Origin of the sequence: Nitrosomonas sp. Nm84 (assembly GCF_003201565.1) — a bacterium.
GTDB lineage: Bacteria > Pseudomonadota > Gammaproteobacteria > Burkholderiales > Nitrosomonadaceae > Nitrosomonas.
In genome coordinates this window covers 102,418-127,337 of the sequence record NZ_QJJP01000003.1, presented here as the reverse complement: position 1 = coordinate 127,337, position 24,920 = coordinate 102,418, and the positions used below count along the sequence as shown (strand labels likewise).

Annotated in this window: 26 protein-coding genes; 9 read left to right on the top strand and 17 right to left on the bottom strand. The window is 46.4% G+C overall.

The window, feature by feature from the left end; genetic code table 11:
• Positions 1 to 35: 35 nt before the first annotated feature.
• Complete coding sequence (locus C8R34_RS02930; protein WP_110337679.1) at positions 36 to 329, bottom strand: type II toxin-antitoxin system RelE/ParE family toxin; 294 nt, start codon at positions 327 to 329, stop codon at positions 36 to 38.
• Complete coding sequence (locus C8R34_RS02925) at positions 330 to 572, bottom strand: type II toxin-antitoxin system ParD family antitoxin (protein ID WP_110337677.1); 243 nt, start codon at positions 570 to 572, stop codon at positions 330 to 332. It lies immediately after the preceding gene.
• A 471-nt stretch (positions 573 to 1,043) separates the two neighbouring features.
• Between C8R34_RS02925 and C8R34_RS02920 the strand changes: the two genes are divergently transcribed.
• The 7 genes from C8R34_RS02920 (at position 1,044) to C8R34_RS16620 (ending at position 6,388) form a co-directional block, all read left to right on the top strand.
• Positions 1,044 to 1,526, top strand: a complete 483-nt coding sequence (locus C8R34_RS02920) for a hypothetical protein (RefSeq protein WP_110337675.1) — start codon at positions 1,044 to 1,046, stop codon at positions 1,524 to 1,526.
• 209 nt (positions 1,527 to 1,735) lie between these two features.
• Positions 1,736 to 2,029 carry a transposase gene (locus tag C8R34_RS02915; protein WP_110337673.1) on the top strand — a complete coding sequence of 98 codons (294 nt, stop codon included), beginning with the start codon at positions 1,736 to 1,738 and terminating at the stop codon, positions 2,027 to 2,029.
• 232 nt (positions 2,030 to 2,261) lie between these two features.
• The gene (locus C8R34_RS02910) at positions 2,262 to 2,474 is read left to right on the top strand and encodes an IS3 family transposase (RefSeq protein WP_110337671.1); all 213 of its coding nucleotides are present in this window, start codon (positions 2,262 to 2,264) and stop codon (positions 2,472 to 2,474) included.
• A gap of 190 nt (positions 2,475 to 2,664) precedes the next feature.
• Positions 2,665 to 3,651 (top strand): kelch repeat-containing protein, encoded by a 987-nt coding sequence (locus C8R34_RS02905; protein WP_110337669.1) that lies wholly within the window; start codon positions 2,665 to 2,667, stop codon positions 3,649 to 3,651.
• A 78-nt stretch (positions 3,652 to 3,729) separates the two neighbouring features.
• Complete coding sequence (locus tag C8R34_RS02900; RefSeq protein WP_110337667.1) at positions 3,730 to 4,101, top strand: thiol-disulfide oxidoreductase DCC family protein; 372 nt, start codon at positions 3,730 to 3,732, stop codon at positions 4,099 to 4,101.
• 156 nt (positions 4,102 to 4,257) lie between these two features.
• The gene (locus C8R34_RS16625; protein ID WP_207896428.1) at positions 4,258 to 5,058 is read left to right on the top strand and encodes a DUF4062 domain-containing protein; all 801 of its coding nucleotides are present in this window, start codon (positions 4,258 to 4,260) and stop codon (positions 5,056 to 5,058) included.
• Complete coding sequence (locus C8R34_RS16620; protein WP_207896429.1) at positions 5,018 to 6,388, top strand: tetratricopeptide repeat protein; 1,371 nt, start codon at positions 5,018 to 5,020, stop codon at positions 6,386 to 6,388. The genes C8R34_RS16625 and C8R34_RS16620 overlap by 41 nt, the downstream gene beginning before the upstream one ends.
• A gap of 205 nt (positions 6,389 to 6,593) precedes the next feature.
• Here the strand turns inward: C8R34_RS16620 and C8R34_RS02890 are convergent, their stop codons facing one another.
• From C8R34_RS02890 to C8R34_RS02840, 11 genes are all read right to left on the bottom strand, one after another.
• The gene (locus C8R34_RS02890; protein WP_110337665.1) at positions 6,594 to 7,154 is read right to left on the bottom strand and encodes a NifU family protein; all 561 of its coding nucleotides are present in this window, start codon (positions 7,152 to 7,154) and stop codon (positions 6,594 to 6,596) included.
• A 115-nt stretch (positions 7,155 to 7,269) separates the two neighbouring features.
• Complete coding sequence (gene sufU, locus C8R34_RS02885; RefSeq protein ID WP_110337663.1) at positions 7,270 to 7,755, bottom strand: Fe-S cluster assembly sulfur transfer protein SufU; 486 nt, start codon at positions 7,753 to 7,755, stop codon at positions 7,270 to 7,272.
• A complete protein-coding gene (locus tag C8R34_RS02880; RefSeq protein ID WP_110337661.1) occupies positions 7,755 to 9,014 on the bottom strand; it encodes a cysteine desulfurase in 1,260 nt (419 codons plus the stop codon). Before C8R34_RS02880 ends, sufU begins: the two co-directional genes overlap by 1 nt.
• Before the next feature lie 2 nt (positions 9,015 to 9,016).
• A complete protein-coding gene (gene sufD / locus C8R34_RS02875; RefSeq protein ID WP_110337659.1) occupies positions 9,017 to 10,318 on the bottom strand; it encodes a Fe-S cluster assembly protein SufD in 1,302 nt (433 codons plus the stop codon).
• Positions 10,315 to 11,109, bottom strand: a complete 795-nt coding sequence (gene sufC / locus C8R34_RS02870; RefSeq protein WP_110337657.1) for a Fe-S cluster assembly ATPase SufC — start codon at positions 11,107 to 11,109, stop codon at positions 10,315 to 10,317. The genes sufD and sufC overlap by 4 nt, the downstream gene beginning before the upstream one ends.
• Positions 11,106 to 12,542, bottom strand: a complete 1,437-nt coding sequence (gene sufB / locus C8R34_RS02865) for a Fe-S cluster assembly protein SufB (RefSeq protein ID WP_110337655.1) — start codon at positions 12,540 to 12,542, stop codon at positions 11,106 to 11,108. Before sufB ends, sufC begins: the two co-directional genes overlap by 4 nt.
• A gap of 123 nt (positions 12,543 to 12,665) precedes the next feature.
• Positions 12,666 to 13,007: an iron-sulfur cluster assembly accessory protein gene (locus C8R34_RS02860; RefSeq protein WP_110337653.1), complete on the bottom strand. Its 342-nt coding sequence runs from the start codon at positions 13,005 to 13,007 to the stop codon at positions 12,666 to 12,668.
• Positions 13,008 to 13,081: 74 nt separating this feature from the next.
• Entirely contained in the window at positions 13,082 to 13,552 is a 471-nt protein-coding gene (gene iscR, locus C8R34_RS02855) for a Fe-S cluster assembly transcriptional regulator IscR (protein ID WP_110337651.1), read from the bottom strand.
• A gap of 416 nt (positions 13,553 to 13,968) precedes the next feature.
• Positions 13,969 to 15,744 (bottom strand): SLC13 family permease, encoded by a 1,776-nt coding sequence (locus tag C8R34_RS02850; protein WP_110337649.1) that lies wholly within the window; start codon positions 15,742 to 15,744, stop codon positions 13,969 to 13,971.
• Between the two features lie 140 nt (positions 15,745 to 15,884).
• Positions 15,885 to 16,499: a hypothetical protein gene (locus tag C8R34_RS02845; protein WP_110337647.1), complete on the bottom strand. Its 615-nt coding sequence runs from the start codon at positions 16,497 to 16,499 to the stop codon at positions 15,885 to 15,887.
• Positions 16,500 to 16,504: 5 nt separating this feature from the next.
• Positions 16,505 to 16,930: a hemerythrin domain-containing protein gene (locus C8R34_RS02840; protein WP_110337645.1), complete on the bottom strand. Its 426-nt coding sequence runs from the start codon at positions 16,928 to 16,930 to the stop codon at positions 16,505 to 16,507.
• Positions 16,931 to 17,033: 103 nt separating this feature from the next.
• On the opposite strand from C8R34_RS02840, the gene C8R34_RS02835 reads away from it, so the two are divergent.
• Positions 17,034 to 17,354 carry a hypothetical protein gene (locus tag C8R34_RS02835; RefSeq protein WP_110337643.1) on the top strand — a complete coding sequence of 107 codons (321 nt, stop codon included), beginning with the start codon at positions 17,034 to 17,036 and terminating at the stop codon, positions 17,352 to 17,354.
• A 5-nt stretch (positions 17,355 to 17,359) separates the two neighbouring features.
• Here the strand turns inward: C8R34_RS02835 and C8R34_RS02830 are convergent, their stop codons facing one another.
• The 3 genes from C8R34_RS02830 to C8R34_RS02820 form a co-directional block, all read right to left on the bottom strand.
• On the bottom strand, positions 17,360 to 18,610 hold the full coding sequence (locus tag C8R34_RS02830; RefSeq protein ID WP_110337641.1) for an OFA family MFS transporter: 1,251 nt from the start codon (positions 18,608 to 18,610) through the stop codon (positions 17,360 to 17,362).
• 150 nt (positions 18,611 to 18,760) lie between these two features.
• Positions 18,761 to 19,786, bottom strand: coding sequence for an Ig-like domain-containing protein (locus C8R34_RS02825; RefSeq protein WP_110337639.1), 1,026 nt, complete (start codon positions 19,784 to 19,786; stop codon positions 18,761 to 18,763).
• A gap of 89 nt (positions 19,787 to 19,875) precedes the next feature.
• Entirely contained in the window at positions 19,876 to 20,886 is a 1,011-nt protein-coding gene (locus C8R34_RS02820; protein WP_110337754.1) for a YheT family hydrolase, read from the bottom strand.
• A 387-nt stretch (positions 20,887 to 21,273) separates the two neighbouring features.
• On the opposite strand from C8R34_RS02820, the gene rluB reads away from it, so the two are divergent.
• Entirely contained in the window at positions 21,274 to 22,104 is an 831-nt protein-coding gene (gene rluB, locus C8R34_RS02815; protein ID WP_110337637.1) for a 23S rRNA pseudouridine(2605) synthase RluB, read from the top strand.
• 241 nt (positions 22,105 to 22,345) lie between these two features.
• On the opposite strand, the gene C8R34_RS16390 is transcribed toward rluB, so the two are convergent.
• Positions 22,346 to 24,920 (bottom strand): calcium-binding protein (locus C8R34_RS16390; protein ID WP_309146173.1); only part of this gene is annotated, 2,575 nt, incomplete at its 5' end.

Genomic DNA, 24,920 nt, shown 5'->3' with positions numbered 1-24,920 from the left:
TTATGGACGATGGATTCCACACCCAAATATACGATTTATAAATGTTGCTCTGTATCCATGTGTCCATGCAGAATACGTACAATTTCAATCTGATCTTCGCTTGTGCGACGATAAAAGATCAAATGCTTGCCAACACCATATTTATAATAACCTTCACGAATATCATTGCATGCGCGTCCTATATCCGGTTTATCAGCGAGATCATGAAAGGCTGTATCGAGTTGACTCAGGCAGCGCTTTTGCTGTGTCTTTCCCCATTGTTTCCGGGTATGACGGCCTATCAAGAGCATATCGGATCTTGCCTTCTGGGTGAGGGTGAATGACCCCATCTAACCGTCACTTTCCAATTCATCTAGAATGCTTTGCAAAGAATAGTCTGATGCGCCACTTTGTTCACCTTCAATCAAAGCATGGCGTAATGCTTCCAACTTGATTTCACACTCCTGAAGCAAACGCAACCCCGCCCGTATGGCCTCGCTGGCCGAACCATAACGCCCGGTTTCAATCTGATGCGCCAGAAATTTCTCAAAATGTTCGCCCAGCGTCACACTGGTATTTTTTTGTACAGGCATAAAAATCTCCAAGTAAAACTTGCCAATATTTGCTGGTAATATTTATTGGTATTTTGCAGCAAACTATACTGGAGATAATCAACTATGCGTATTAAACCGATCAAGCACGTAGGCCAGTTCCAGCAGTTTATGCCTCACCGAATCGGATAAACACCGGGTGCTGGTTTATTAATATTTCAGTTTGATACCTGGTGCAATTAACGGCAAAAAATTATGTGTTGTGTGAATCATGAAGCTTTGGTTCCTTGAGAATCAGCATATCTAAGTTTCTGCTTGTTGTGTTTTTTTTATGTGTTTGACGTTCCATCTGCTTTCCAGTACATCCAGGCACACGATATGTTATTCTGATCTGTGAAGGGAGAGGAAAAGGAAATCTACGGATTCATTGGTGGGTAGCTATCGCTTGTGAAGGGGGGCGATACAGAATATTGCCCGACTAAGGCATTCAGTTCAAACGAAAGGAGAAAGATTATGAGCAAAAGGATCAAGGTATTGGCGATGCTCGCAATGGTAACAGCTACCGTCGGTTTATTTTTATTGCCACAATTAGCATTGGCGGATGGCAATTGTAAGAACTTGAAAGGCAATCTAAGTGTTGTCAATAACTTCGACGGCACGACGAGTGGAACAATTACGGGAGGGGAAAAGCTAAACGGAACAACAAGAGCCACTTTCAGTAGTACCCCGATTCCTACGCCAGACGCGAGCACCATTTCTTATATAGATAACTTCTCAGTCACGACCCAAAAAGGAATCTTGGCGACCAGTAATGTTGCAATCTACGATACTGGGAGGGGATTATTCAGTGAAATTGCACGAATTGTTCCAGATGCCAGTACAGGAGATTTTGCAGGAGCGACAGGTGTTCTCTTCATCAGTGGTCAGACAACTGATGGCGGAGCAACCTTCCAGGCTGGAATCGAGGGTGAAATCTGCTTTATCTCGGGGCAGTGATCCGGGGCTTTGCGACAATAATCGCGGAAAAGGATGATGAGAAATCCTGATTAGACACTGCCAGAGGAAAAATAAAAAGCCATTGCCCATTGCGTGTAATAATGTAACGGGCAACTCAGAAAAGCTCCAGAATATGGGGCCGAGTGATGATGTGGCGACACTAAACTGGACACATTTCTTAAAATAACTGAAAAAAGGAGTGTATCCAAATGAACCAAGAGAAACCCAAAGTTTATACAGCTGAATTTAGGGAATCATCAGTAAAGTTAGCCATTGAATCGGATAAATTGGTGGCTCAAACCGCCCGGGATATTGGTGTCAATGAAAACACCTTGCATACATGGATTAATAAATACAGTCGACCGGTAGATAACATAAAGGCCGTGCGCACTGACGCACATCTCTATGAAGAGTTAAAGCAGTTAAAGAAAGAGGTTGCCCAACTGACCGAGGAGCGTGACCTATTAAAAAAGGCGGCGTACTTTGCCCAGGGACAAAGGTGAAGTACGCCTGGATCAGACAGCATCGGGATGAATTCGCTGTGTTATCGATGTGCCGGTTTTACAGGTCTCACAGAGCGCCTACTATGGTTGGCTGCATCGAATTCCTTCATTCAGGGAACGAGAAGATGGGCAACTCAGTGGTATTGTAAAAATGCATTTGAAAAAAGCCGCTGACTTGGTCTGACCCGTGCTGGGATTGGCGTTATTGCCTTTGCATTGACCTGTCGATCTAATCCAGTATTCCCCGAGTGTTAATGCCGTGTCGGAAAGCTTCTTCCAATCCTTAAAAACTGAATTGATCCATCAGCAAACGTTTCATTCTCGGGAAGAAACTAAACTGGCTGTGTTTGAATATATCGAAGTGTTTTACAACCGGGAGCGATTACATTCAGCTAATGGGTATATATCGCCCGTTAATTTCGAGTTGCTGCAAAATGCTGCTTAACTTTGTGTCCACTAAAGTGTTGACACATCATTTTCCTAGCGGTACAGGGAGCATCTCGAAACTGGGCTATGCCAATAAAAAACTGGAAAGCGGCTTTGAATCGTTTTATGATCGAATTCGAAGAACGACTGATTGCGTATGTCTAATTCAGACAGTTACACAGTTAAATTTACAGTCTCGGAGGATTTCTATGTTGATTTTAAGACTATTCATTATTTTTTTTCTCACCTTAATTCATATCAGTCCGGCACTTGCTGATGTTTCCACAGGAACATGGGCAGTAGCTGCGTCGGCGCCCGCGCCGCGCACAGAGGTGGCCGCAGCCGCCATTGACGGTAAAATTTATGTGGTGGGAGGTTTTAATAAACCAAATTTTAACAATGCCTTGAAATTTGCCATCAGTAGCGAAGTGCAGGTATACGATACTGCTGCAGATTCCTGGTCGCTCACTACGCCACTGCCAGAAGGTCGGCACCATGCTGGAATCGCTGCTATTAATGGCTTGTTGTATATCGTGGGCGGGTTTACAAAAGCTTATTTGTCAGTCTGGCACGCGGTTGCCACAGTGTATCAATATAATCCTGCGACTCAAGAATGGCGCGAACTTGCACCAATGCCAACCGCACGCGGAGCGCTCGGTGTTGCGGTGTATCAGAATCGCTTATATGCAATCGGCGGGTATGATGGCGAACATAATTCCGGTGCCGTGGAAATTTTTGATCCGCAAACGAATACTTGGTCATCCGGCGCCTCTATGCCGACTCCACGGGACCATCTGGCAGCCGCAATCGCTGGAAACCGAATCTATGCCATCGGCGGCCGGCCTAAGCTGAATTATCACCGCAATATGGGAACTGTTGAAGAATATGATCCGGATACTGATCAATGGCGCCCACGCTCGAATCTACCAACGCCTCGTAGCGGCATTTCCGCAGGCACCATCAACGATTGGATTTATGTCGTCGGTGGCGAAGCGAAAGAGGGCACGTTTGCCACCAATGAAGCCTACCACCCTGCCACTGATCAGTGGCGCACCATGGCTCCGATGCCTACCGCGCGCCATGGATTGGGATCAGCTGTCGTTGCCGAACGCCTGTACGTAATCAGCGGCGGTCCGGCACCGGGCGGTTCTTTCAGTCAAGTCAATGAAGTCTTTACACCACCCGCAGTTAAATAAGCTTAGAAACTTCGGCTGACCGGGTCAATCTGCGGCAACAATCATTGAGTTTCAGCGCTTGATCAAAAGGGGCTGATAATGAAGGAAGAAAAGCAAAAGATCACTGTCTATTATGATGGCGCATGCCCCAGTTGCATCCAGGATCGGGAAAACTATGAGAAGCTGGCGGGGAAAAGTGGAGAAGACGTCTGCTGGTTCGATATCAGCGGACAGGATACCCATCTACGCGACATCGGTATTGATCCTCACAAGGCCTTATCTGAATTACATGTTCGCGATGAACACCAACAGATAGTTTCCGAACTCGATGCTTACATCTTATTGATGTCGCGGGTATTCCTACTAAAACCGCTGGCCTGGCTGATCGGTCTACCGGTGATTCGACCATTGCTGGCATCGCTCTACCACAAGATGGTCAATCGCCGCTTGAAAAGAAGCGGGCGCTTGTGAATGGATGAAAAATATCATGTTCGGGGTGAAGATGGCATTAAACTGAATAAGATGTATGCATTTGCAGTATTGCCCGACTATTTGTTATCTCTTAGTATGATTAATAAACTGTAAGAATTAATCGGGCTATCCATAGCTGACACAAAGCGAAATACTATGACGCAAATTCGCATTTTTCTATCCACTGTTAGCGCGGAATTCCGCAGCTACCGTGACGCTTTGCGGCACGATCTTGAGCGCCCCAACGTTACGGTCAAAGTGCAGGAGGACTTCATCGCAACCGGCACGGAGACTCTGGATAAGCTTGATGATTACATTAATCAATGTGATGCGATAGTTCATTTGATCGGTGACATGACCGGTGCAATGGCGCAAAGCCCCTCGCTAAGTATCATAAATCAACGTTACCCTGATATTGGTAAACGATTGCCACCGCTAAGTCCTTTTCTTGGGTCTGGCGTCGAGTCACTTTCTTATACGCAATGGGAAGCTTGGTTGGCATTGTATCACCGCAAAATGTTGATCATCGCAGTACCCGAACCGGGCACCATGCGTGATGAGAAGTATGTGTTGATTGAAGAGCAACGCAACCATCAACAGCAACACCTCGAGCGCCTGGCAGCTATTGAGCGCTATCCTGAAATCAAGTTTGTCAGCGCTGATCGACTGGCAGTAGAAATACTTCGCTCAAAACTGCATGAAATTCTTGCAAAAGTAGGCTCATTCAAGAAACCTAGTAATCTTCCTTTGGCCAGCATTGGCGGATTATTCAAAGGCAGAGAAGCTTTGCTTGACGACTTGAATCGCAGTTTCGGTCCCGTTCCGGATTCTGCTAATAAAATGGCTGTTGCGCGAGTGCTGAGTGGTCTTGGCGGTATTGGTAAGACCCGCATCGCTATAGAATATGCCTGGTGTCATGCTGAGGACTATTCTTGTCGATTTGTTTGTAGTGGCTGATAGTGCGGAAGCCTTGCATCGCAATCTCGCAGGGTTATGCCGACTCCTCGAACTGGATGAGCGGATTGAGACCGATGAAAACAGGCAGCGCGATGCCGCCCTCAAATGGCTGCGGCAAAATCCTGGCTGGCTGTTGATTTTTGATAACGTCGATACGGAAGAAGCCGCAATTGCGGTTGAAAACCTGCTGTCGCAATTATCTGGCGGGCACTTGCTGGTAACCAGCCGACAGATTAACTGGAGCGGTAGTTTGGTGGTTTTGCCTGTGGATACTCTATCCGTCAATGCTGCCACTGAGTTTCTGTTGGATCGCACCGCTGCCAGGCGACGCCAACAATCGGATGACAATGTTCAAGCTAGCGTTCTAGCAGAAACGCTCGATGGGCTAGCTTTGGCGCTGGAGCAGGCAAGCGCATATATCTTGCGAAATCGTCTCTCCATTGCCGACTATCTGAAGAAATGGCATAGCCAGCGTGAAATCGTTCTGACTTGGAGTGATTCACGCCTGATGCAATATCCGAAAAGTGTTGCTGTGACGTGGCAAACTAGCTTTGACCAACTCATTGAATCTGCTCAGCAATTGCTGCAACATGTGGCATGGATAAGCCCTGCACCGATCCCGGAATCACTGCTTGAGATGCCGATACCGGATGGCAGGATTGAAACCGATCCATTTACTGCGCTGGCCGAACTGGAGTCCTATTCATTAGTTACACGTACCAATGATAGCTTCAGCGTACACCGCTTAGTGCAGGATGTCACGCGGCGCCAATACAAGGATCCGGAACATATCCGATTAACCGAAACGCTGCGATGGCTTGATGCCGCATTCATTGGTGATCCTCAGGATGTGCGGGATTGGCCGGTCCTAAATCCACTGCTACCGCATGCACAAGCAGTGGTCGAATACGCCGATGCCGCTGGGATGACAACACCCACCGCCCGACTAATGAATCAGATGGGTTTGATGTATCTTACCAAGTCTCTTTATAGAGAAGCCGAACCGCTGATGCGCCGCGCGCTGGCCATTGATGAGGCGAGCTTCGGGGAGGATCATCCGAACGTTGCAAGTGTCCTCAACAACCTGGCGCAACTGCTTAAGGCAACTAACAGGCTGGCTGATGCCGAACCGTTGATGCGACGTGCGTTGGTAATACTCATCGAAAGCGTAGGTGCGGAGCATCCATACTCACGCACCGTCATGAATAATTACATCGTCTCTCTGCAGGAGTTAGGTATGACTAAAATGAGATTAAAACGAATCTTGCGGACCTGTTCGGTTAGGGATGAAGCCGTAATTGCTGGCGCAGGAACCGCTTTCGTTGATTGAGATCCTGCGTACTTTTTCTTATAGCTACAGTCATAAACAGTCCTTTTAAGAAAGCTGCGAATAGCCACTCATCAAAGTGTATCAATGGCAATCCATACAAATACCACTAGAAAGCATGTTTACTTTGTCCGACTTGACCGAAAATGCAAAGGAATTTCTTGAAGCTAAGCTTTGCCCTGATTGATCCTCTGAAGTTAATCGCGGCCTAGCTGGCAATGACTTGTATATCAGGTTCGATGGTTTTTAACATATTTTCAATGCCTCTGAGCGTCCCCGATATGGAACTGGGACAAGTGCCGCAGGCGCCTTGGTAATGGATACGTAAGATATTGCCTTCGAGTCCTAAGACATGTAAATCGCCGCCATCATGTTGCAGGTAGGGGCGCACTTCATCATCCAACAGCACATTGATTCTTTCCAGGCGTAATTGATCTTCCGGACTTAAGTCGGAAAGTGCATTGCTGGCGGCAGCAACTGTTTCAGCAGATTGCGCTGAAGCGGCGGGTGCTGCGCGAATGGGATCGGCAATTTCACGCGCCAGGTCTTGCCAATTGGCATCGCCATCCTGGGTGACGGTGATCCATTGGTCAATGTAAAACACGTTGGTGACATGGTCGATATCAAAGAGTGCAGACGCCAACGGGTCATCTTTGGCGGCTTCGGCATTGTCGTACGATCGTGCAACTCCCCAGGTTAATGGTTCTTTGAGGATAAACTTTAAAGCGTTTTTGTTCGGTGTTCCTTCAATATCAGCAATTTTTGGCATTTTAGTTTTAATACTGAATTATGAAAAAGTTATCAGGAAAATTATTATTTACATATAAGACTGAATGGATAAATAGATATGCGCAAATCCAATATCGGGTGTTATTTTTCGTAAACTAGGAATTACCTGGTACTACCGTCTGTACCGGATCGTTATTGGCTTCAGTCGATGCATCGGCGATAGAATTGAGCGCGGCATGCAGGGTATGCCACGGCAAAATCGCACATTTGACGCGTGTTGGCAGATCACGTATACCGGAAAAAACTGTTAAGCGTCCAAGGTGGTGCGGATGATTGATATCCAATTTGCCGATGGCCAATTCACGAAACTCATGAATCAGTGTTTCTGCATCCGAGCGTGATTTACCCTTCACTGCAGCCGTCATCATCGATGCGGATGCCTTGCAGATCGCGCAGGACTCGCCCTGAAATGCGATGTTATTGATCTGATCAGCTTCAAGCTGTAGTGTAATATCCAAACGATCGCCACATAACGGGTTATGACCTACTGCATGGTGACTGGCGCAATCCAGTTTGCCATAATTACGCGGCTTGCGGTTATGGTCGAGTATGACTTCCTGATAGAGTGAATTGGTGTGCATTATAAAAAAACCTTTTGGACAGTTTTAATGCCGGCGACTAAGGCGTCTACTTCTGTTTTTTTATTGTAGAAGGCGAATGAGGCACGGGAAGTGGCTGGAACATTAAAACGCTGCATGACAGGTTGTGCGCAATGGTGTCCGGTGCGCACTGCAATGCCATCCTGGTTCAGGATGGTGCCGATATCATGCGGATGAATGCCGTCGATGGTGAAGGAAATGACCGCTGTTTTTTCTGCCGCCGTGCCAATGATTTTGACACCTGGAATCGCATTCAGACATTCCGTTGCATAATCAAGCAGGGTGGATTCATAGGCAGCAATATTCTCGATACCAATCGCTGTCAAATAATCAACAGCAGCGCCAAAACCAATGGCGGCGGCGATAGGCGGTGTACCGGCCTCAAATTTGTGCGGAATGGTATTGTAGATGGTTTTTTCAAAAGTGACGGAAGCGATCATATCGCCACCGCCTTTAAAGGGTTGCATGGCTTCCAGTAAAGTAGCTTTGCCATAGAGTATGCCTACTCCCGTTGGGCCACAGAGTTTATGCGCAGAAAAGGTGTAGAAATCGCAGTCCAGTGCTTGTACATCAATCGCCATATGCGGCGCTGCCTGTGCGCCATCGATCAGAACAGGAACACCATGCTGATGGGCAAAGTCAATCATGCGTTTGATGGGGTTGATCGTGCCGAGCGCATTCGATACATGAATTAAGCCAACAAACTTGGTGCGTTCATTGAACAATTTCTCATATTCATCCACTTCCAGTTCGCCCTTGTCATTGATCGGGACAACGCGAATTTTTGCACCTTTCTCATTTGCCAACATCTGCCACGGTACGATATTGGAATGATGTTCCAAAGTGGTCAGGATAATTTCATCGCCAGCTTTGATAAATTTACGTCCATAACCGTGCATGACCAGATTGATGGAATCGGTCGTGCCGCTGGTAAAAATGACTTCCCTGTCTTCGCGCGCATTGATGAATTGTTGAAGCTTGCAACGCGCATTGTGATATTCCAGCGTGGCAACTTCGGATAAATAATGGACAGCGCGATTGATATTGGCATGTTGCGTGGTCTGATACCGCACCAGACGGTCAATGACTTGTTGCGGCATTTGACTGGATGCGGCATTGTCGAGAAAAACAAGCGGCTTGCCATCTATTTTGAGTTTAAGAATCGGAAAATCAGCGCGAATTTTTTCCCAATCAAAATCGGAAGATATTTCTGATTTCAGAGAAGCATTAACTGGATTCATGATTAGTTACTCTGGGTTTGGCTAAGAACAGTCCGTTCCAATTGTTGCCTGAGCGAAGTAACGGGAATACGACTGATGATTTCTGCACCAAATGCGTATGTTAATAAATTGCGCGCAGCTATTTCTGATAAGCCACGACTTTCTAGATAGAAAATCTCTTCTTGATCCAATTGTCCGACTGTTGCGCCGTGTGCGCATTTAACGTCATCGGCAAAAATTTCCAATTGTGGTTTAGTGTCCACTTGCGCTGTCTTACTGAGTAACAGGTTGCGACTGGATTGCGATGAGTTGGTGTGTTGCGCATGCGGGCGCACCATGATTTTTCCATTAAATACAGCATGCGCTGCGTCATCGACGATGCATTTGTGCTGTTGCCGGCTGGTGCCATTAGGCTTAAGATGGTCGATGCAGGTGTGCGTATCGGCCAGTTGACGATCCGCAATCAGAGTTAATCCGTCAATAGTACATTCTGCCGCCTCATCCGTTAATCGAACATCCAGGTTGTAGCGGGAAATCTGCGATCCCAGTGTAATGCTGGTAGATTGATAATTGCTGGCATGAGCCAGCGATACTGCACAATTTGCCAAATGAAAAGCTTGCGTGCTTTCTCGTTGAATGCGAATGTGCTTGGCGTGTGCATTAGCAGCCAGACTGATTTCTGTCACTGAGTTGGTGATGTAGGCTCCTTGCTGAAGCGCTACATAATCTTCAATCAGCGTTACATTGCTGCCGGGCTCGCCAACCAATAAACAGCGCGGATAGCTGGTGACTTCATTTTGGGTGGCAATGAATAACAGGTGGATGGGTTCAACAATGACAGCATTCTTTGGAATCCATATCAATGCGCCATCCCGCAGGAATGCTGTGTTCAATGCGGTAAATACATTGTTGTCAAATTTGGCATATTGTCCCAAGTGGGATTCCAGAGTCGACGCATGTGTGGATAAGAATGTCGGCAAGTTGCCAATCACAAGTGCTGTGGAGTCGATAACGGTTGATAATTGCGGTGAATAATGGCCATCAACAAACACCAGACGGTTTTTTACTTCTTTCACACATAGATGTTCAATATCCTGCACTTGCAGGTTACTGTCAGGTTGTGACGGTTGAAAAGGCAAATCAACTAATGATGAAATATCCGTAAAGCGCCATTCTTCATCGCGTTTAGTGGGTAGTCTCTGCGTACTGACACGATCAATGGCCCGAGCGCGTAATTGACCCAACCAGGATAGCGATTCGGTGGGTTTTGTCGACCATGATTTAAGCAAGCACTCAAGGTAATTGGTGTGGGCTATTCCATTCATGCGACGACTCCGGCAACGGATTGTTTATTTGCACTGATCCAGTCATAACCTCGTGTTTCCAGCTCCAGTGCTAATTCCTTGCCACCCGTCATAACGATACGACCTGCCTGCATGACATGCACAAAATCGGGTACGATATAATCCAGCAAGCGCTGATAATGCGTCACCAGAATCGTTGCGTTGCTTGGATTGGCGATTTGGTTGACGCCATTGGCTACAATTTTAAGTGCGTCAATGTCCAATCCTGAATCGGTTTCATCCAGAATGCTGAGCTTGGGTTCCAGTAATGCCATTTGCAAAATTTCATTACGTTTTTTCTCACCGCCGGAAAAACCTTCATTGACGCTGCGATCCAGGAAATCAGGTTTCATGTCCAGTAATTTCATTTTTTCACGCACAAAATCATCAAATTCAAGTGGATCCAATTCTTCTTTGCCACGCTGCCCTTGTACGGTATTGTAGGCAAGGCGAAGAAATTGCGTGTTAGCGACCCCAGGAATTTCAATAGGATATTGGAAAGCCAAAAATAGCCCGGCGCGAGCGCGTTCTTCAGGAGGCAGTTCCAATAGGTTTTTACCTTCAAATTGAACCGATCCTCCGGTGATTTCGTACGCTGAATGGCCAGCGAGTACTTTTGCAAAAGTGCTTTTTCCAGATCCATTAAGACCCATAATGGCGTGTATTTCTCCACTTTTAACCGTAAGATCAATACCTTTCAGAATTTCTGTACCGTTGATACTGGCGCGCAGTCCTTGAACAGAAAGAATGGTTGTACTATTTTTATCAATCATCCGACACTGCCCTCCAGCTTGAAACTCAGTAACTTTGTGGCTTCAACTGCAAATTCCATCGGCAATTGTTGAAACACATCTTTACAAAATCCATTAATAATCATTGAAACCGCTTCCTCTGCATCAATACCGCGTTGAGAGAAATAAAAAAGCTGATCTTCACCAATTTTGGAAGTCGATGCTTCATGCTCAACTTTGGCACTGTTGTTATGCACTTGAATATATGGAAAGGTATGCGCGCCGCATTGATCGCCGATCAGCATGGAATCACATTGTGAATAGTTGCGCGCATTCTCTGCGGTCGGAGCAATGCGTACAAGACCGCGATAGCTGCTGTTCGAATGTCCCGATGAAATGCCTTTACTGACGATAGTGCTGCGCGTGTTTTTTCCAAGATGAATCATCTTGGTGCCGGTATCCGCCTGTTGATGGTTGTTTGTGACGGCTACCGAATAAAATTCACCGACCGAGTTATCACCTCGTAAAATACACGATGGATATTTCCAAGTAATGGCCGAACCGGTTTCCACTTGTGTCCAAGAAATTCTGGAATTAACACCTTTGGCCAATCCTCGTTTGGTGACGAAATTGAATATGCCGCCAACACCATTTTCATCGCCGGCATACCAATTCTGAACGGTTGAATATTTAATGTCAGCGTTATCCAATGCGATTAATTCAACCACGGCGGCATGCAGCTGATTCGTGTCAAATCTAGGCGCGGTACAGCCTTCGAGATAGGAGACCGATGCACCTTCTTCCGCAATAATCAATGTTCGCTCAAATTGCCCGGATCCTTCCGTATTGATACGAAAATAGGTGGATAAATCCATTGGGCATTTAACACCTTTGGGAATGAAACAAAAAGAACCATCGGTAAACACTGCAGAATTCAATGCTGCAAAGTAGTTATCACCGACTGGAACAACAGATCCTAAATATTTTTGGATAAGCTCAGGGTGCGTTTGTACTGCTTCCGAAATAGAGCAGAAAATAATACCTACTTCAGCGAGTTTTTCCTTATAGGTGGTTGCCACTGAAACGCTATCAAAGATGACGTCAACAGCCACACCGGCAAGTGCTGCACGCTCGTGCATGGGTACGCCGAGCTTCTCGAATGTGCGCAGCAATTCAGGATCAACTTCATCCATGCTGGCCAATTTTTTCTTTGGTTTCGGTGCTGAATAATAACTGATGGCCTGAAAATCAATTTTGGGATAATGAACATTCTGCCATTCGGGTTCAGTCATTGCCAGCCACTTCTGGTAGGCTTTCAGGCGAAATGACAAGAGCCACTCGGGTTCATTCTTTTTGGTCGAGATTAATCGAATAATATCTTCATTGAGTCCTTTAGGTGCAATGTCAGACTCAATTTCAGTCACGAAGCCATGTTTATACGGTTGATTAACCAGACTTTGCAATACTGCGCTCATTTGGTTTATTCCTTTATTTTAGTATCTTTAGTTTGGAGCAGATATCTTATAATCTTAATTGTCCGACAATCGGATTATTCCATTTGTAAACAGAGAGTATGTCGCAAAAGAACCTGTTATTGATCAAATCTTAGTAGATTCTTTTACGCTGAAACTATCACCACAGCCACATGTATTATCAATATTGGGATTGATAAACTTGAAAACGCTGTTGAGGCCTTCCTTGGCGAAATCAATTTGCGATCCATCCACGTAAGGAAGGCTGTTTATATCTACAACAATTTTAGTTTTATGGGACTCAAATAATTGATCATCAGGTAAAATCTCATCGGCATAATCAAACACATAAGAAAATCCTGAACAACCAGATTTCTTGATTCCGATCCGAAACGCACTTCCTTTACCTCGTTTTACGAGTTGCTGTTGGATGTGCTTTGCGGCATTTTCAGTTAACGTAATTGGCATGACATTAATCCACCGCGATATTTTTCATTTGTGTAAAATTATCAAGATCCCTGAATGTAATTCTATATGAGTTTTTAATTGATATATGCAGCGGCCGACTCCCGCATATCAAGAAGCGGCACAACGGACTCATTTTGATGATTGATTTGATTATCAACCAATTCCTTCAATGTTACCGCACCGAGATATTCAAAAATCAGGTCATTTAATTTTGCCCACAAGTCATGTGTCATACACTTTCCATCGTTATGGCAATTCTCTTTGCCGCCACATTGTGTTGCATCAATTGGTTCGTCAACAGCAAGAATAATGTCTGCGATCGATACTTTATCTAGTTCTTTCGCAAGGCAATAACCACCTCCAGGGCCACGCACGCTATCAACAAGTTCGGATTGGCGCAGTTTTGCAAATAACTGTTCTAAATAAGACAAGGAAATTTTTTGCCGCTGGCTGATATCCGCTAACGTTACTGGATGACTACTTTGTTGCAAAGCAAGATCAAGTAATGCTGTTACTGCAAATCTACCTTTTGTTGTTAATCGCATTTTTAGCTCCTATTAAAAATCGAGTAGGGTTGGTTGTAAAGAATGGATTGTAATACCCGATTAATTCAGTCAACTATACAATACCCGATTGATTTGGTCAACTAATATAATGCGCCGTGTGTCGTAATCGTAATAGGTGCTTGTAGTGCTTTAATCGCGTAGAAGTGCACGAAGTAGTGTGTAGTAAAGGCTGCTGACCAAACGACTATCGGCTTTAGTCGATAATCATTTGGCTTTCATATGAAGGTGTAGTTCTATAAAGGGAACAGGTGTTGGAAGAATGCGTCAACAGAGGCAATGTTGACGCAGCAATACGCATACACACGTAGCATATTCATGTCACCATGACAAAGGAGTCTATAGCGATTGCAGAAGGCCCCAGCAAAATATCCGGTTTGATTTGATGACAACAAACTTTACTTGGTCAACGGCCAACCGATTAGCAGTACCGTAATGGTAACGATGGCTGTTACTGTATTCATCGGTATCCCTACTTTCAGGAAATCCGTAAAACGATATTCACCGGGGCCATAAACCATCATGTTAGTCTGGTAGCCCAAGGGGGTTGCGAAGCTGGCGGAAGCAGCCATCATGATGGCAAATACAAAAGGCACATTATTTAAATCGGCTTTTTCAGTGATCTCCAACACAATGGGCAGCATTAAAAGCGCCGCTGCATTATTGGTAATGAGTTCTGTGAGTATTGAAATGGTGATATAGGTCAGAATCAGCAGAAGCCAAGGTGTACCGCCACTCAAATCGACGATATTCTCCGCTAAATATTTAGCAACCCCAGTTTTTTCCAATGCCATACCTAAAGCAAATGATGCTGCAATGGTAATAATGACTGTCAAATCAAGGCTTTTTTCTGCCTGATTGGCCGAACAGCAGCCCGTAATGATCATTAGGCCAGCACCAACAAGTGCAGCATTCAACATGGTGATCACTTCAAAGCTGGCTGCTGTAATGATGCCCAGAAGAATAGCCCAGGCGAGATATGCGCGTTCATGACGTGGCGTTTCAGTGTTCAGATCATTAATTAGCAAAAAATCCTTGTTGTAGCGTTGGCGAGTAACAAAAGCTGGCCGTGCCTCCAGCAATAACGTATCACCCGCTTGCAGTATGATGCTACCGAGATTGCCTTTGATACGCTCGCCATTTCTCGCTACAGCGAGTACCGCAGCACCGTAGCGGGCACGAAAGCGTGCATCGCGAATAGCAAATCCCACTGCGGTACAGTGCGGTGATACGACAGCCTCAACCAAGCGTCTCTCAGGATGCCGCTCGGTGAATGTCTGTGCTTGTCCTTCCTCAGCTGACGGCACAATGCCGTTGATGCGCAGCAAATCCGAAATGGCATCGGTATCGCCGGCAAACACCAGCCTATCATCTCCTTGCAATATTTCTTCAGGAGAAACGGCCGTAAGTACGGTACCATTCCTCTCAATTTCAATCAGATAAACGCGTTGCAAATGCCTTAATCCAGCTTTTTCGATCGTTTTTCCGACCAAAGGACCAGTGGGTGCAATGGAAACTTCCAGCGTAAATTCGCGCAGATTGGAGAAAACCTGGCCTTGTGTTCGGTCTGGCAGTAATTTAGGGAATAATAACCACATTAATATAAAACCGGCAATGGCAACGGGCAAACCGACAGCCGTTATCGAAAACAGAGAGAAACCGGGCTCGCCGGTAAGCACCTGATATTGACCATTGACGATCAAATTGGTGCTGGTTCCAATCAATGTTACTGTGCCGCCCAGGATAGCCGTATAACTCAGCGGAATCATCAGCTTGGACGGTGGAACGCCAATTTTGCGCGACCAACTATAAATAGCCGGAATCATCGTAGCGACAACTGGGGTGTTATTAAGAAAGCTGCTTAAAAATGCAACCGGCCAGAACATTCGAGAAAGTGCAGCACGCGGCGTTTTAGGTCTGCCTAATAACGTGTTTACTAGCAAATCAATCGCGCCTGAGGCATGCATACCTGCGGCCACAACAAACATGCCTGCAACTGTAATCAAACCCGAGTTACTGAAGCCGCTTAACGCGTCGGCGCTACTCAGAATTCCAGTAACACTGAGTATTGTCAGCGCTCCGATCATGACCAAATGAGGGCCAATCCGTGTAAAAACGAGTGTTGCCAGTACTCCAACACATAAACTCAGCGTAAACCAGCCTTGCCATCCCATAGTTTTATATTCCGGACAAAAATTTAAATATACAGCAGTTATTCACGTAACAGAAAATAATAAAAGTCATTTTATAGCGCCATATCGGCGGATTATAGCTCAGTAGGTATCTTCAAAGAATCCAATGCAGTTCCGATTGATCAATTCATCGGTGTGATTCGTATCACGCGTGGGTCATCGGAAAATTCGAGCAATAATCGCCGCACGCGATCTTGCCAGGCATCGGCGAAAGCAGCTTGTTGAGAGGCATCAGCGCAATCTTGCAAGATGGCCATCAAGCGTTCTCCTTGAGCAGGGTCGGCAGGTATCAAAGAAACATCGAGTGTTACAGCCACGCGTGCGTTGTTGTCAAGGCGCTTGAAAATAATCGCGTCGCCTTCGCGGTGTTGTGCAAAGCTGAGTAAGCCTTGGCGTTTGAAACGCCCACGCATGCCTTGGAAGCCATTGTCGGCAGCAGCGCCGGTGATCAGCGTCAACACTTGCGCCATGACTCCAGTGACACCTTCATCTTGTGGAGCCGGCATATGTATAGCAATATTGCCGCGCTCCGCGGGGCCGTCCGGATAAAGTGCAGCCAGTGCCGCGCGTCCGATCAGAAATGCACCGGCAACAGTAGGACAAGAATGCCCAGCCAGACGCACGGCATCTACGTAATGATAATCGAGCAGACCATTGTGGGCAGCGCCCAGCGTAGCGGCAAATGCGTCGTAGGTATGCACGACCGGGGCTTGTTCGTAAAAATCAGGAAAATTCACACGTATTACCTCTCTGAATTAATCGAGTTAAATATGTCCGCAGATTCAATGCCAGGATGCAATTGCAGCTGTGGGAAAAGCACGCGCTCCTCATAACGCACATGAGCAACGACGAGATCGGCAAACCGGTATAAGCGCTCTATGGGCTCTAGCATACAGGGCCCACAGGCAAGCGTGCGCAGTTCTGCATGGTCGGCAAGAATGCGTGCTACGGACTCAGGATCAAGTATCTCTGCCGCAAGCCGAATGAGCTGCTCTTCCTGCTCAAAATGCGCTGCCATCAGTGCATGCCAATGCGCTTCGATGCGCGCTATTACCGCCGTACAAGCAACACCGTCATTGCTGTCCGCCGCTTTCCGGGCGGCACGCGCCATCACTAATGATGTATGGTGTTCACGCGATAGCGGGAGTAAAGCGCCAGTTCGAGGCATAATAAATAGTCTTCCCTGAAAAATCATTCACAGCCTGTTAAATGGCTGTTGAAAAACCACTCACTTCGGTCAAATTGTATAAAAGCCACGCATCTTATAGATTATGCGCGAAGTTGAACACTCTCAACAACAGCTTTTTTGTTATGCCAACTTTGAAGAATGGATAGCTGTTAATCATGCATTGTGGTCTCTGAAGGTATGGGTGGACAGTCTATTTATGGTCCGATCCGAGTCACAACTGACCGAATATACTGAACTTGTGATTCTCCGCGATCTTGGCGCGGAGTCGTTTATTCACCCAGCCATCGACGGACGTGCAGCGATTGCAGTGGCATTTTTATTCATTCCGGTCAACGGCTACGCTGGAGTTCGCTACCTTACTTCAACCTTAATTATGATAACGGTCTCCAACATTGTAGTGTAGCTGGCTTATTGGCGCTTGACGGGATTTAATCCAATCGCGGCGATAATTATTCCAAGTATTGACAGCCCTGCGACGATTGGAAAGGTGTTCAAATAGCTGCCGGTGATATCTTTGATATTGCCGGATAGCAGTGTTCCCAGGATGGCACCGGCACCATAGGCGGTAAACACCAGCCCGTAATTCTGCGCATAATGCTTTTTTCCAAAGAATATACCGGTGGATGTCGGCGCAATCGCTAACCATCCGCCCAGGCACATCCACAGCACACAGAATGCAAATAAGTATAGCAGGGCGTTATCTTGCCCGAAAAATGACATCAATAGCGAGACGCCAAGAATCATGGCAAATGAAACCATTGCGGTATGCTTAGGCCCCAGCTTATCGGTTACAGCACCAAATATCGGTCGCCCGAGACCATTAAATACTGCAAACAATGAAACGGCAAATGCAGTCATTGTTGCGTCCAGCTTCGCTATTTCGGTTCCGACCGGGGATGCAATGCCGATTGCCATCAATCCAGCCAAACAACCGATCGTGTATGTTGCCCATAGCGCATAGAAGCTACCGCTTTTGAGCATATCCTGCCGGCTGAGATTTAAGGAGGGTATTGCAGTCGTTACAGTGGATGTTGTCGTTATTTCCGCTGATGCCCACTCGGCGGATGGAAAACGCAATAGCTGTGCCAACAGCGTGACGATCACTACAAACGCGATCCCTAGGTACAAAAACGTATGCAGTATGCCAATTTCCGGATGATGGATCATTGCCTTCATAAGCGGCGCGATCAACAATGCCGATACGCCAAAGCCCATTACAGTTGAGCCGATTGCCAATCCGCTTTGTTGCGGGAACCATTTGGCGACCACGGCAATCGGGCAACCGTACACGATGCCGACTCCGGCACCACCGATAACGCCGTACAAGATAGTCAAAGTTGCAATATCCGCAGAAAAGCTTGCCGCAATCCACCCGGTTCCCGACAATAAACCGCCCAGCATCGCTGTGTTTTTCGGGCCCCATCGGGCGATCAGATTGCCTGCCAACGGCATTGTAATCGCAAATACCGCCAGAAAAACCATGAACGGGTAACCGCTCTGGCTCGACGTGATTTCCCATAAAGTTTCCAGAGGTTTTCTGAAAACACTGAAGGCATAAATGGATCCCAGGCAAACATTGATTAACAGCCCAACCAGCACAAATATCCATCGGCCTTTTGCCGCTTCCATGCCGAATAATTTCAGATTTTGTTGAGTCATTACAGTTTTCTCTATCTTTTTGTTTTTCAGTTGGTGTTAGGCAAAAACAGGCGAAAAAGTGCAGTTTCTGTGTGATCAATGAGCATTTTGAGCCTGTTTGATAGTGGCGACGTAGATAGTTTTTTTAACGAGAATAATCCATACGGCCTACTAGTAGCCTGCTGCGATTGCCTGCGGCAGGAAATCGGTTGTCGTGCCGACCAGAATGATATCCCTCGTGCCGCCATCATAAAAATAAATATGATCGTTTTGTTCGCCGAGCGCATTACCATTGGAATAGATGCGGGCATGATAACCAAATACGTCCTGCGATTCCGGGTGATCTGAGAATAAATCTGGATATTGACGTTCTCCCCAGTCAAAAATTCTGTCGGCGTTTGTGCCAGGCGTTTGTGCTGTGGTGGTGAAACTATAGGATGCCATTTGAGCGTTGCCGTGACCGGTCAAGTCTTTAATAGAACTGGACTCCAGCGTGACAAAGTATTGCGTATTGTTGGATAGATTATTGGTTGGATTGATGGTCAGTGTTTTGTCCGAGATCGATAGATTACTGCTGGATGCGGCGTCAAAAGATTCTACTAATACATTGTCAGCGGTTACTAACGCAATCGATCCCGAACCTCTTTGGATCGCTTCACTAAATGTCAGGACAATGTTGCTGTCGACGGATACATCTGTCGCAGAATTTGTGGGGCTAAATACAGAAACTGATGGGGATGAGCTTGGAAAAGTTGACGGTATGGTATCAAGATCTTCATAGGCAGTAATGACAGCATACTTATCAATATCTGCAAAACCTTGGCGCCATGATGCATCAACGTAATAGATACCGTCATGGGACGCCATAAAGCGAATGTGGTCAGTGCCAGCAGCGCCGCTGGAATCGTCTGTCGCAATCATTCTGCCCTGCTCATCGAAAAGCTGCAAAACAAACGGATCAAAGAAGCTCTGGCTGAATATATCGTAGGTCGCGCCTGCGGTGCCTTCAAAGGCAAACATATTGCGCGCACCGGTATTGCTGACTGATGTAGAAAAGAAAGCTCTAAAATCCCAATTCAACATATCGCCAAAACCGTTAATGGGCGGTATGTACTGTGCAAAAGTAAGTGGTATTGCAGAATTTATTTGATCAATCGTAAGATCATTCAAATAGTTAATGGGGGGATAAGCGATCATTTCATCACTCCGTTTTAATGCTTCGTTTTTGCATTTTCTGATGCATTTTACCGGAAAACACGATGACCGAGTTCCATCATACGTATCGATCAGCGTCCATTTAGCTGGCAGTTGTGATAAAAGAAGCTGAGTATCTTTTTAGGCAGCCAACTTAATTTTCCAGGGAATGGGCCTTGCATGAATCCGGCGTGACCGCCTTCTGGTGGAAATTCCAGCGTGACAGCGGAGGATACTTCGTGCCGAGACGGTAATGCCGATGCCGACATGAAAGGATCGTTGCGTGCATTAATCACCAGCGTGGGGACTTTGATATGTCCCAGCCATTGCTTACTGCTCGATAGCCGCCAATACTCATCGGTATTCTTGAAACCGTGCAGCGGTGCTGTGACCAAATTATCAAAATCATAAATCGATGAACATTTTTTGAGTGCTTTGGCATCAAACAATCCAGGGAATTGCGCCAGTTTATCGAATGCTTTGTCCTTGAGAGTATCCAGAAAATGGCGTGTATACACTTGGTTGAAGCCAGTGTCTAATGCTGAACCGGCAGCAGCCAGATCAAGTGGTACGGACACAGTAGCCACACCGTCCACTATTTCTTTGGCGTGTTCCCCTTTCTCACCCAGCCATTTCAGCAGTGCATTGCCGCCGAGCGATACACCAATGACATAGATTGGCTGAGTGGCGCTTACTGCTTGTGTCTGGTTTATGAGTCGCTGCAACATCCAGTCAATTTCAACGGAATCACCCGCATGATAAGCTCGCGACAGCCGATTAGGTATGCCGGAACAACCGCGGAAATGAATCACGGCACTGCGCCAGTTATAATTTCTTAGGTCATTGATGATGCTCAGAATATAGTGACTGGATGATCCGCCTTCGAGACCATGGAAGAATATCACCAGCGGCGCGTCAGTCGATCCATCCACCCAATCCACGTCGATAAAATCGCCGTCATCGAGTTCCCAGCGCTCACGTCGATACGTGAAAAGCTGCGCAGGTTTATTGAAATAAGGGTAAAGCGTTTGGGCATTTCCTCCAGGTAACCAGGATGGTGCTGTATATGGCTTTGTACAAAGCGGGATTGTAGTTGCTGGCATATTTTTCTGTTTAAAATCACTTGAGCGATGGGTCAGTATTTTGGGATCTATTGTCACCGGATTATGCCCGGAAAGACGTCAATTTTATAATGGTTGTGTTCGTTTGAAATAGGCTTTTTGTATCGGAATTTCAACAATTGCTAACGATAAGCGCAAGGTGAGGTACTTAATAGTTTAAAATTGCTTATTTGGTTTTATTAGCAGGCCGTTGAAAAACGTTTTTGAGGCAGCCGATACAAGGCAGAAACAGGAGAAAAGTGCAGTTTATGCATAATAGATGAGCATTTTGAGCTTGTTCTTAACATCGTAGCGGCAACGCAGATAGTTTTTCATCGGCCTGTTAGATGGTGGTTTTTATTGTGAGCATATTCCCGGATTGACATACCCATGAAAGTTAAGAGGCCAACCAGGCCGGTAAAGAAGAAAGTACCTGTTTCACAACCCAAACCGATAGTTCAAACACCCATATCCCCAAATGTATTAACAACTGCCACGGTTAAGCTGCAAAAGCTCCTGGCGCAGAAAGGATTGGGGTCGCGGCGGGAAATGGAAGCATTGATTGCCACCGGAGAAGTCAGCGTGAACGGCAAAGTTGCCATAGTGGGCGATCGAGTTGGTGCGAGTGATGTCGTGCGTATCGGTAAACGCGTAATCCGGCTGAATCCGCAAGAAAGCTTGCCCAAGGTTCTGCTGTATCATAAGCCGGAAGGCGAAATCGTCAGTCGCCATGATCCGGAAGGCCGGCCTTCGGTGTTCGATAAGCTACCGCATTTGCGGTCTTCCAAATGGATTGCCATTGGGCGATTGGATTTTAATACCAGCGGTCTACTCATTTTTACCACCGACGGTGCACTGGCAAACCGGCTAATGCACCCACGTTTTGAAATGGAACGTGAATACGCGGTGAGGATATTGGGAAAACTGACTGACGAGCAGATGGCGCAGCTGACTACGGGCGTTGATTTGGCGGATGGTCGCGCGGCTTTTTCTTATCTGGCCGAGCAAGGCGGCGAGGGGATCAATCACTGGTATCGCGTCATCCTGAAAGAAGGTAAGAATCGTGAAGTACGACGCATGTTTGAAGCAGTTGGACTGTCAGTCAGCCGCTTAATGCGCGTGCGTTTTGGTCCGATCAATTTGCCGCCACGCATTAAACGCGGACAGTGGTTGGAATTGGATGAGAAAGAGACTCGGCGATTGTTGGGTTTGATTGCGTAATTTGTTTCTTTGTTGCTTTGAGTGGGCATAAAAACCACTATGTGAGAGCGATATTATGAACGCCTGATTAAATCAGGCGTTCTGTTTCTTAACAATTACTTAACAAGCGCAAGAAAACTATCTGCATTGCCGTTACGGTGTTAAGAACAAGCTCAAATGCTCATTTATTACGCATACGCTTTCTCGACTGTTTTTCTCGGGCATTGGCTGCTTCGAAAACATTTTCCAACAGCCTGTTAATTTAGATCACCACAAAATCCGCATTGGTCATGCCTAATCCAACACTTATTGCGGCAAACTGAACAGCAGCACCTGCTCCATTGCCATCTGCATCGTATAGCAATGTGCCGGTTACATTGTTGTAAATAATGTAATCATCAGCATCCAGTGCTTGGGTACCGATCTTGAATCGACTGGCCCCTAGAGTGCCCGTCGTCGTTAGTTTCTTAAATACAGCGTTTTCTAGTCTGATCGTGTCATCGATCACAACAAAGTCAGTAATCGTGTCAGTATTACCCGCCGTAGTGAATTTAAAGATATCTTTACCTGTACCACCGGTTAATGCATCATCACCTAATCCGCCGTCTAGTGTATCTGTGCCTATGCCACCATCCAACGTATCATTACCAGCATTACCACTAAGCTGGTTAGTGGCGGTGTTCCCAATAATAGTGTTTGCCAGATCATTACCGGTGCCATTGATAGTCGATGTGCCAGATAGAATAAGATTGTCTACATTATTTGGTAATATATAGGTTAGATTGATATTGACCGTGTCCATACCTTCATTAAGGTTCTCAGTAACGATGTCAAGGGCGCTATCCACGTAATATGTGTCGTTACCAGTACCACCATATAGATAGTCCTGTCCTGTACCGCCGTCTAAGATATCATTGCCTTCTAAACCATACAGATAGTCATTACCACCGAAGCCATTCATGGTGTCATCGCTAGCAAATCCGGTGATGCTGTCGGCAGCTGCGGTACCTTGCAATACTTTTTGAGCAAGTGTGGCGCTATTCCAACTGGTGCCATCTGCAAACTCAACGGCGTTGAGCATATATTGGTTGCTACTTACGAAGTGATTTTGTACGGTAATGATTTCGCCGGTGCTTTGTACCGCTAACCGCAAATCATTACCTGAGCGCGTCGCCAAAACTCCACTTGGATTAATACCCGATGCAAAGCGTAAAACGTCATTGTGACCAACACTCGTGTCATAGTTACTGATGGTGGTATTGCCGTCTCCGGTCGCGAATAAATAGACGTCATTGCCTGCATCGCCTGATAAATAATCACCTGCGCCTAATCCGCCATCCAATATGTCATTGCCTGCGTTGCCGTATAGATAATCCTGACCATCTCCGCCCAGCAAAGTGTCATTGCCGTCGCCACCAGAGAGCGCATCGTTACCAGCCAGACCGTTGAGTGTGTCATCGGTGGTAAATCCAGTGATATTGTCAGCGCCCGCGGTTCCAGTCAGCACCATCAAAGCCAATGCAGTGCTGTTCCAGCTGGTACCGTCCGTAAACTCAACGACATTGAGCATATATTGGTTGCTACTTACGAAGTGATTCTGTACGGTAATGATTTCGCCGGTGCTTTGTACGGTTAGCCTCAGATCACTACCTGAGCGCGTCGCCAAAACTCCACTTGGATTAATACCCGATGCAAAGCGTAAAACGTCATTGTGACCAACACTCGTGTCATAGTTACTGATGGTGGTATTGCCGTCTCCGGTCGCGAATAAATAGACGTCATTGCCTGCATCGCCTGATAAATAATCACCTGCGCCTAATCCGCCATCCAATATGTCATTGCCAGCGCTTCCATACAGGGCATCCTGGCCATCTCCACCCAGCAAGGTGTCATTGCCATCGCCGCCAAAGAGTGTGTCACTATCATTTCCACCATCCAGAACATCATTCCCACCTGTACCCTGTAAATAGTCGTTCCCCAAGCCACCTATCAAAGTGTCATTACCTTCTCCACCATTGAGTGTGTCATCGCCGCCCAATCCGCTCATCGTGTCGTCTGATGTGAAACCATACAGCGTGTCATTGCCGGCGGTTCCAGTGAGTATCATGGTTTTAAGCATCGTTGCATTCCAGCTGGTGCCATCACTGAATTCGATCGCATCGAGCACATACGAAGTTGTGGCATCTTGATAAAAATAGTTGGTTACTGTGATCTTTTCACTGGTGTTTTTTAATGCGAGAAATAGGTTGTTGGTATCACGAGTAACCGCGATGTCCGTAGGATTGATTCCTGGCATAAACCGCAATACATCAGGAGATGCACTGCTGGCTTCATAGTTGTTGATACTGGTGTTTCCATCTCCGATTGCAAACAAATAAATATCGCTGCCATCATCGCCTGTTAAGTAGTTGGCTCCAACGCCTCCCCGCAACGTATCATTGCCGGCACCACCAATGAGTGTATCGTTACCGTCTCCGCCATCCAATGTATCGTTTCCACCTGTTCCATACAAGGAATCATTGCCGGCGCCACCCAGTAAGGTATCGTTACCTTCACCACTATTTAGCGCATCATCGCCGCCCAATCCATTCATCGTATCGTCTGATGCGAAACCGTACAGCGTGTCATTGCCTGCAGTTCCAGTGAGTATCATGGCTTTAAGCGTCGTTGCATTCCAACTGGTGCCATCACTGAATTCGATCGCATCGAGCACATACGAAGTTGTGGCATCTTGATAAAAATAGTTGGTTACTGTGATCTTTTCACTGGTGTTTTTTAATGCGAGAAATAGGTTGTTGGTATCACGAGTAACCGCGATGTCCGTAGGATTGATTCCT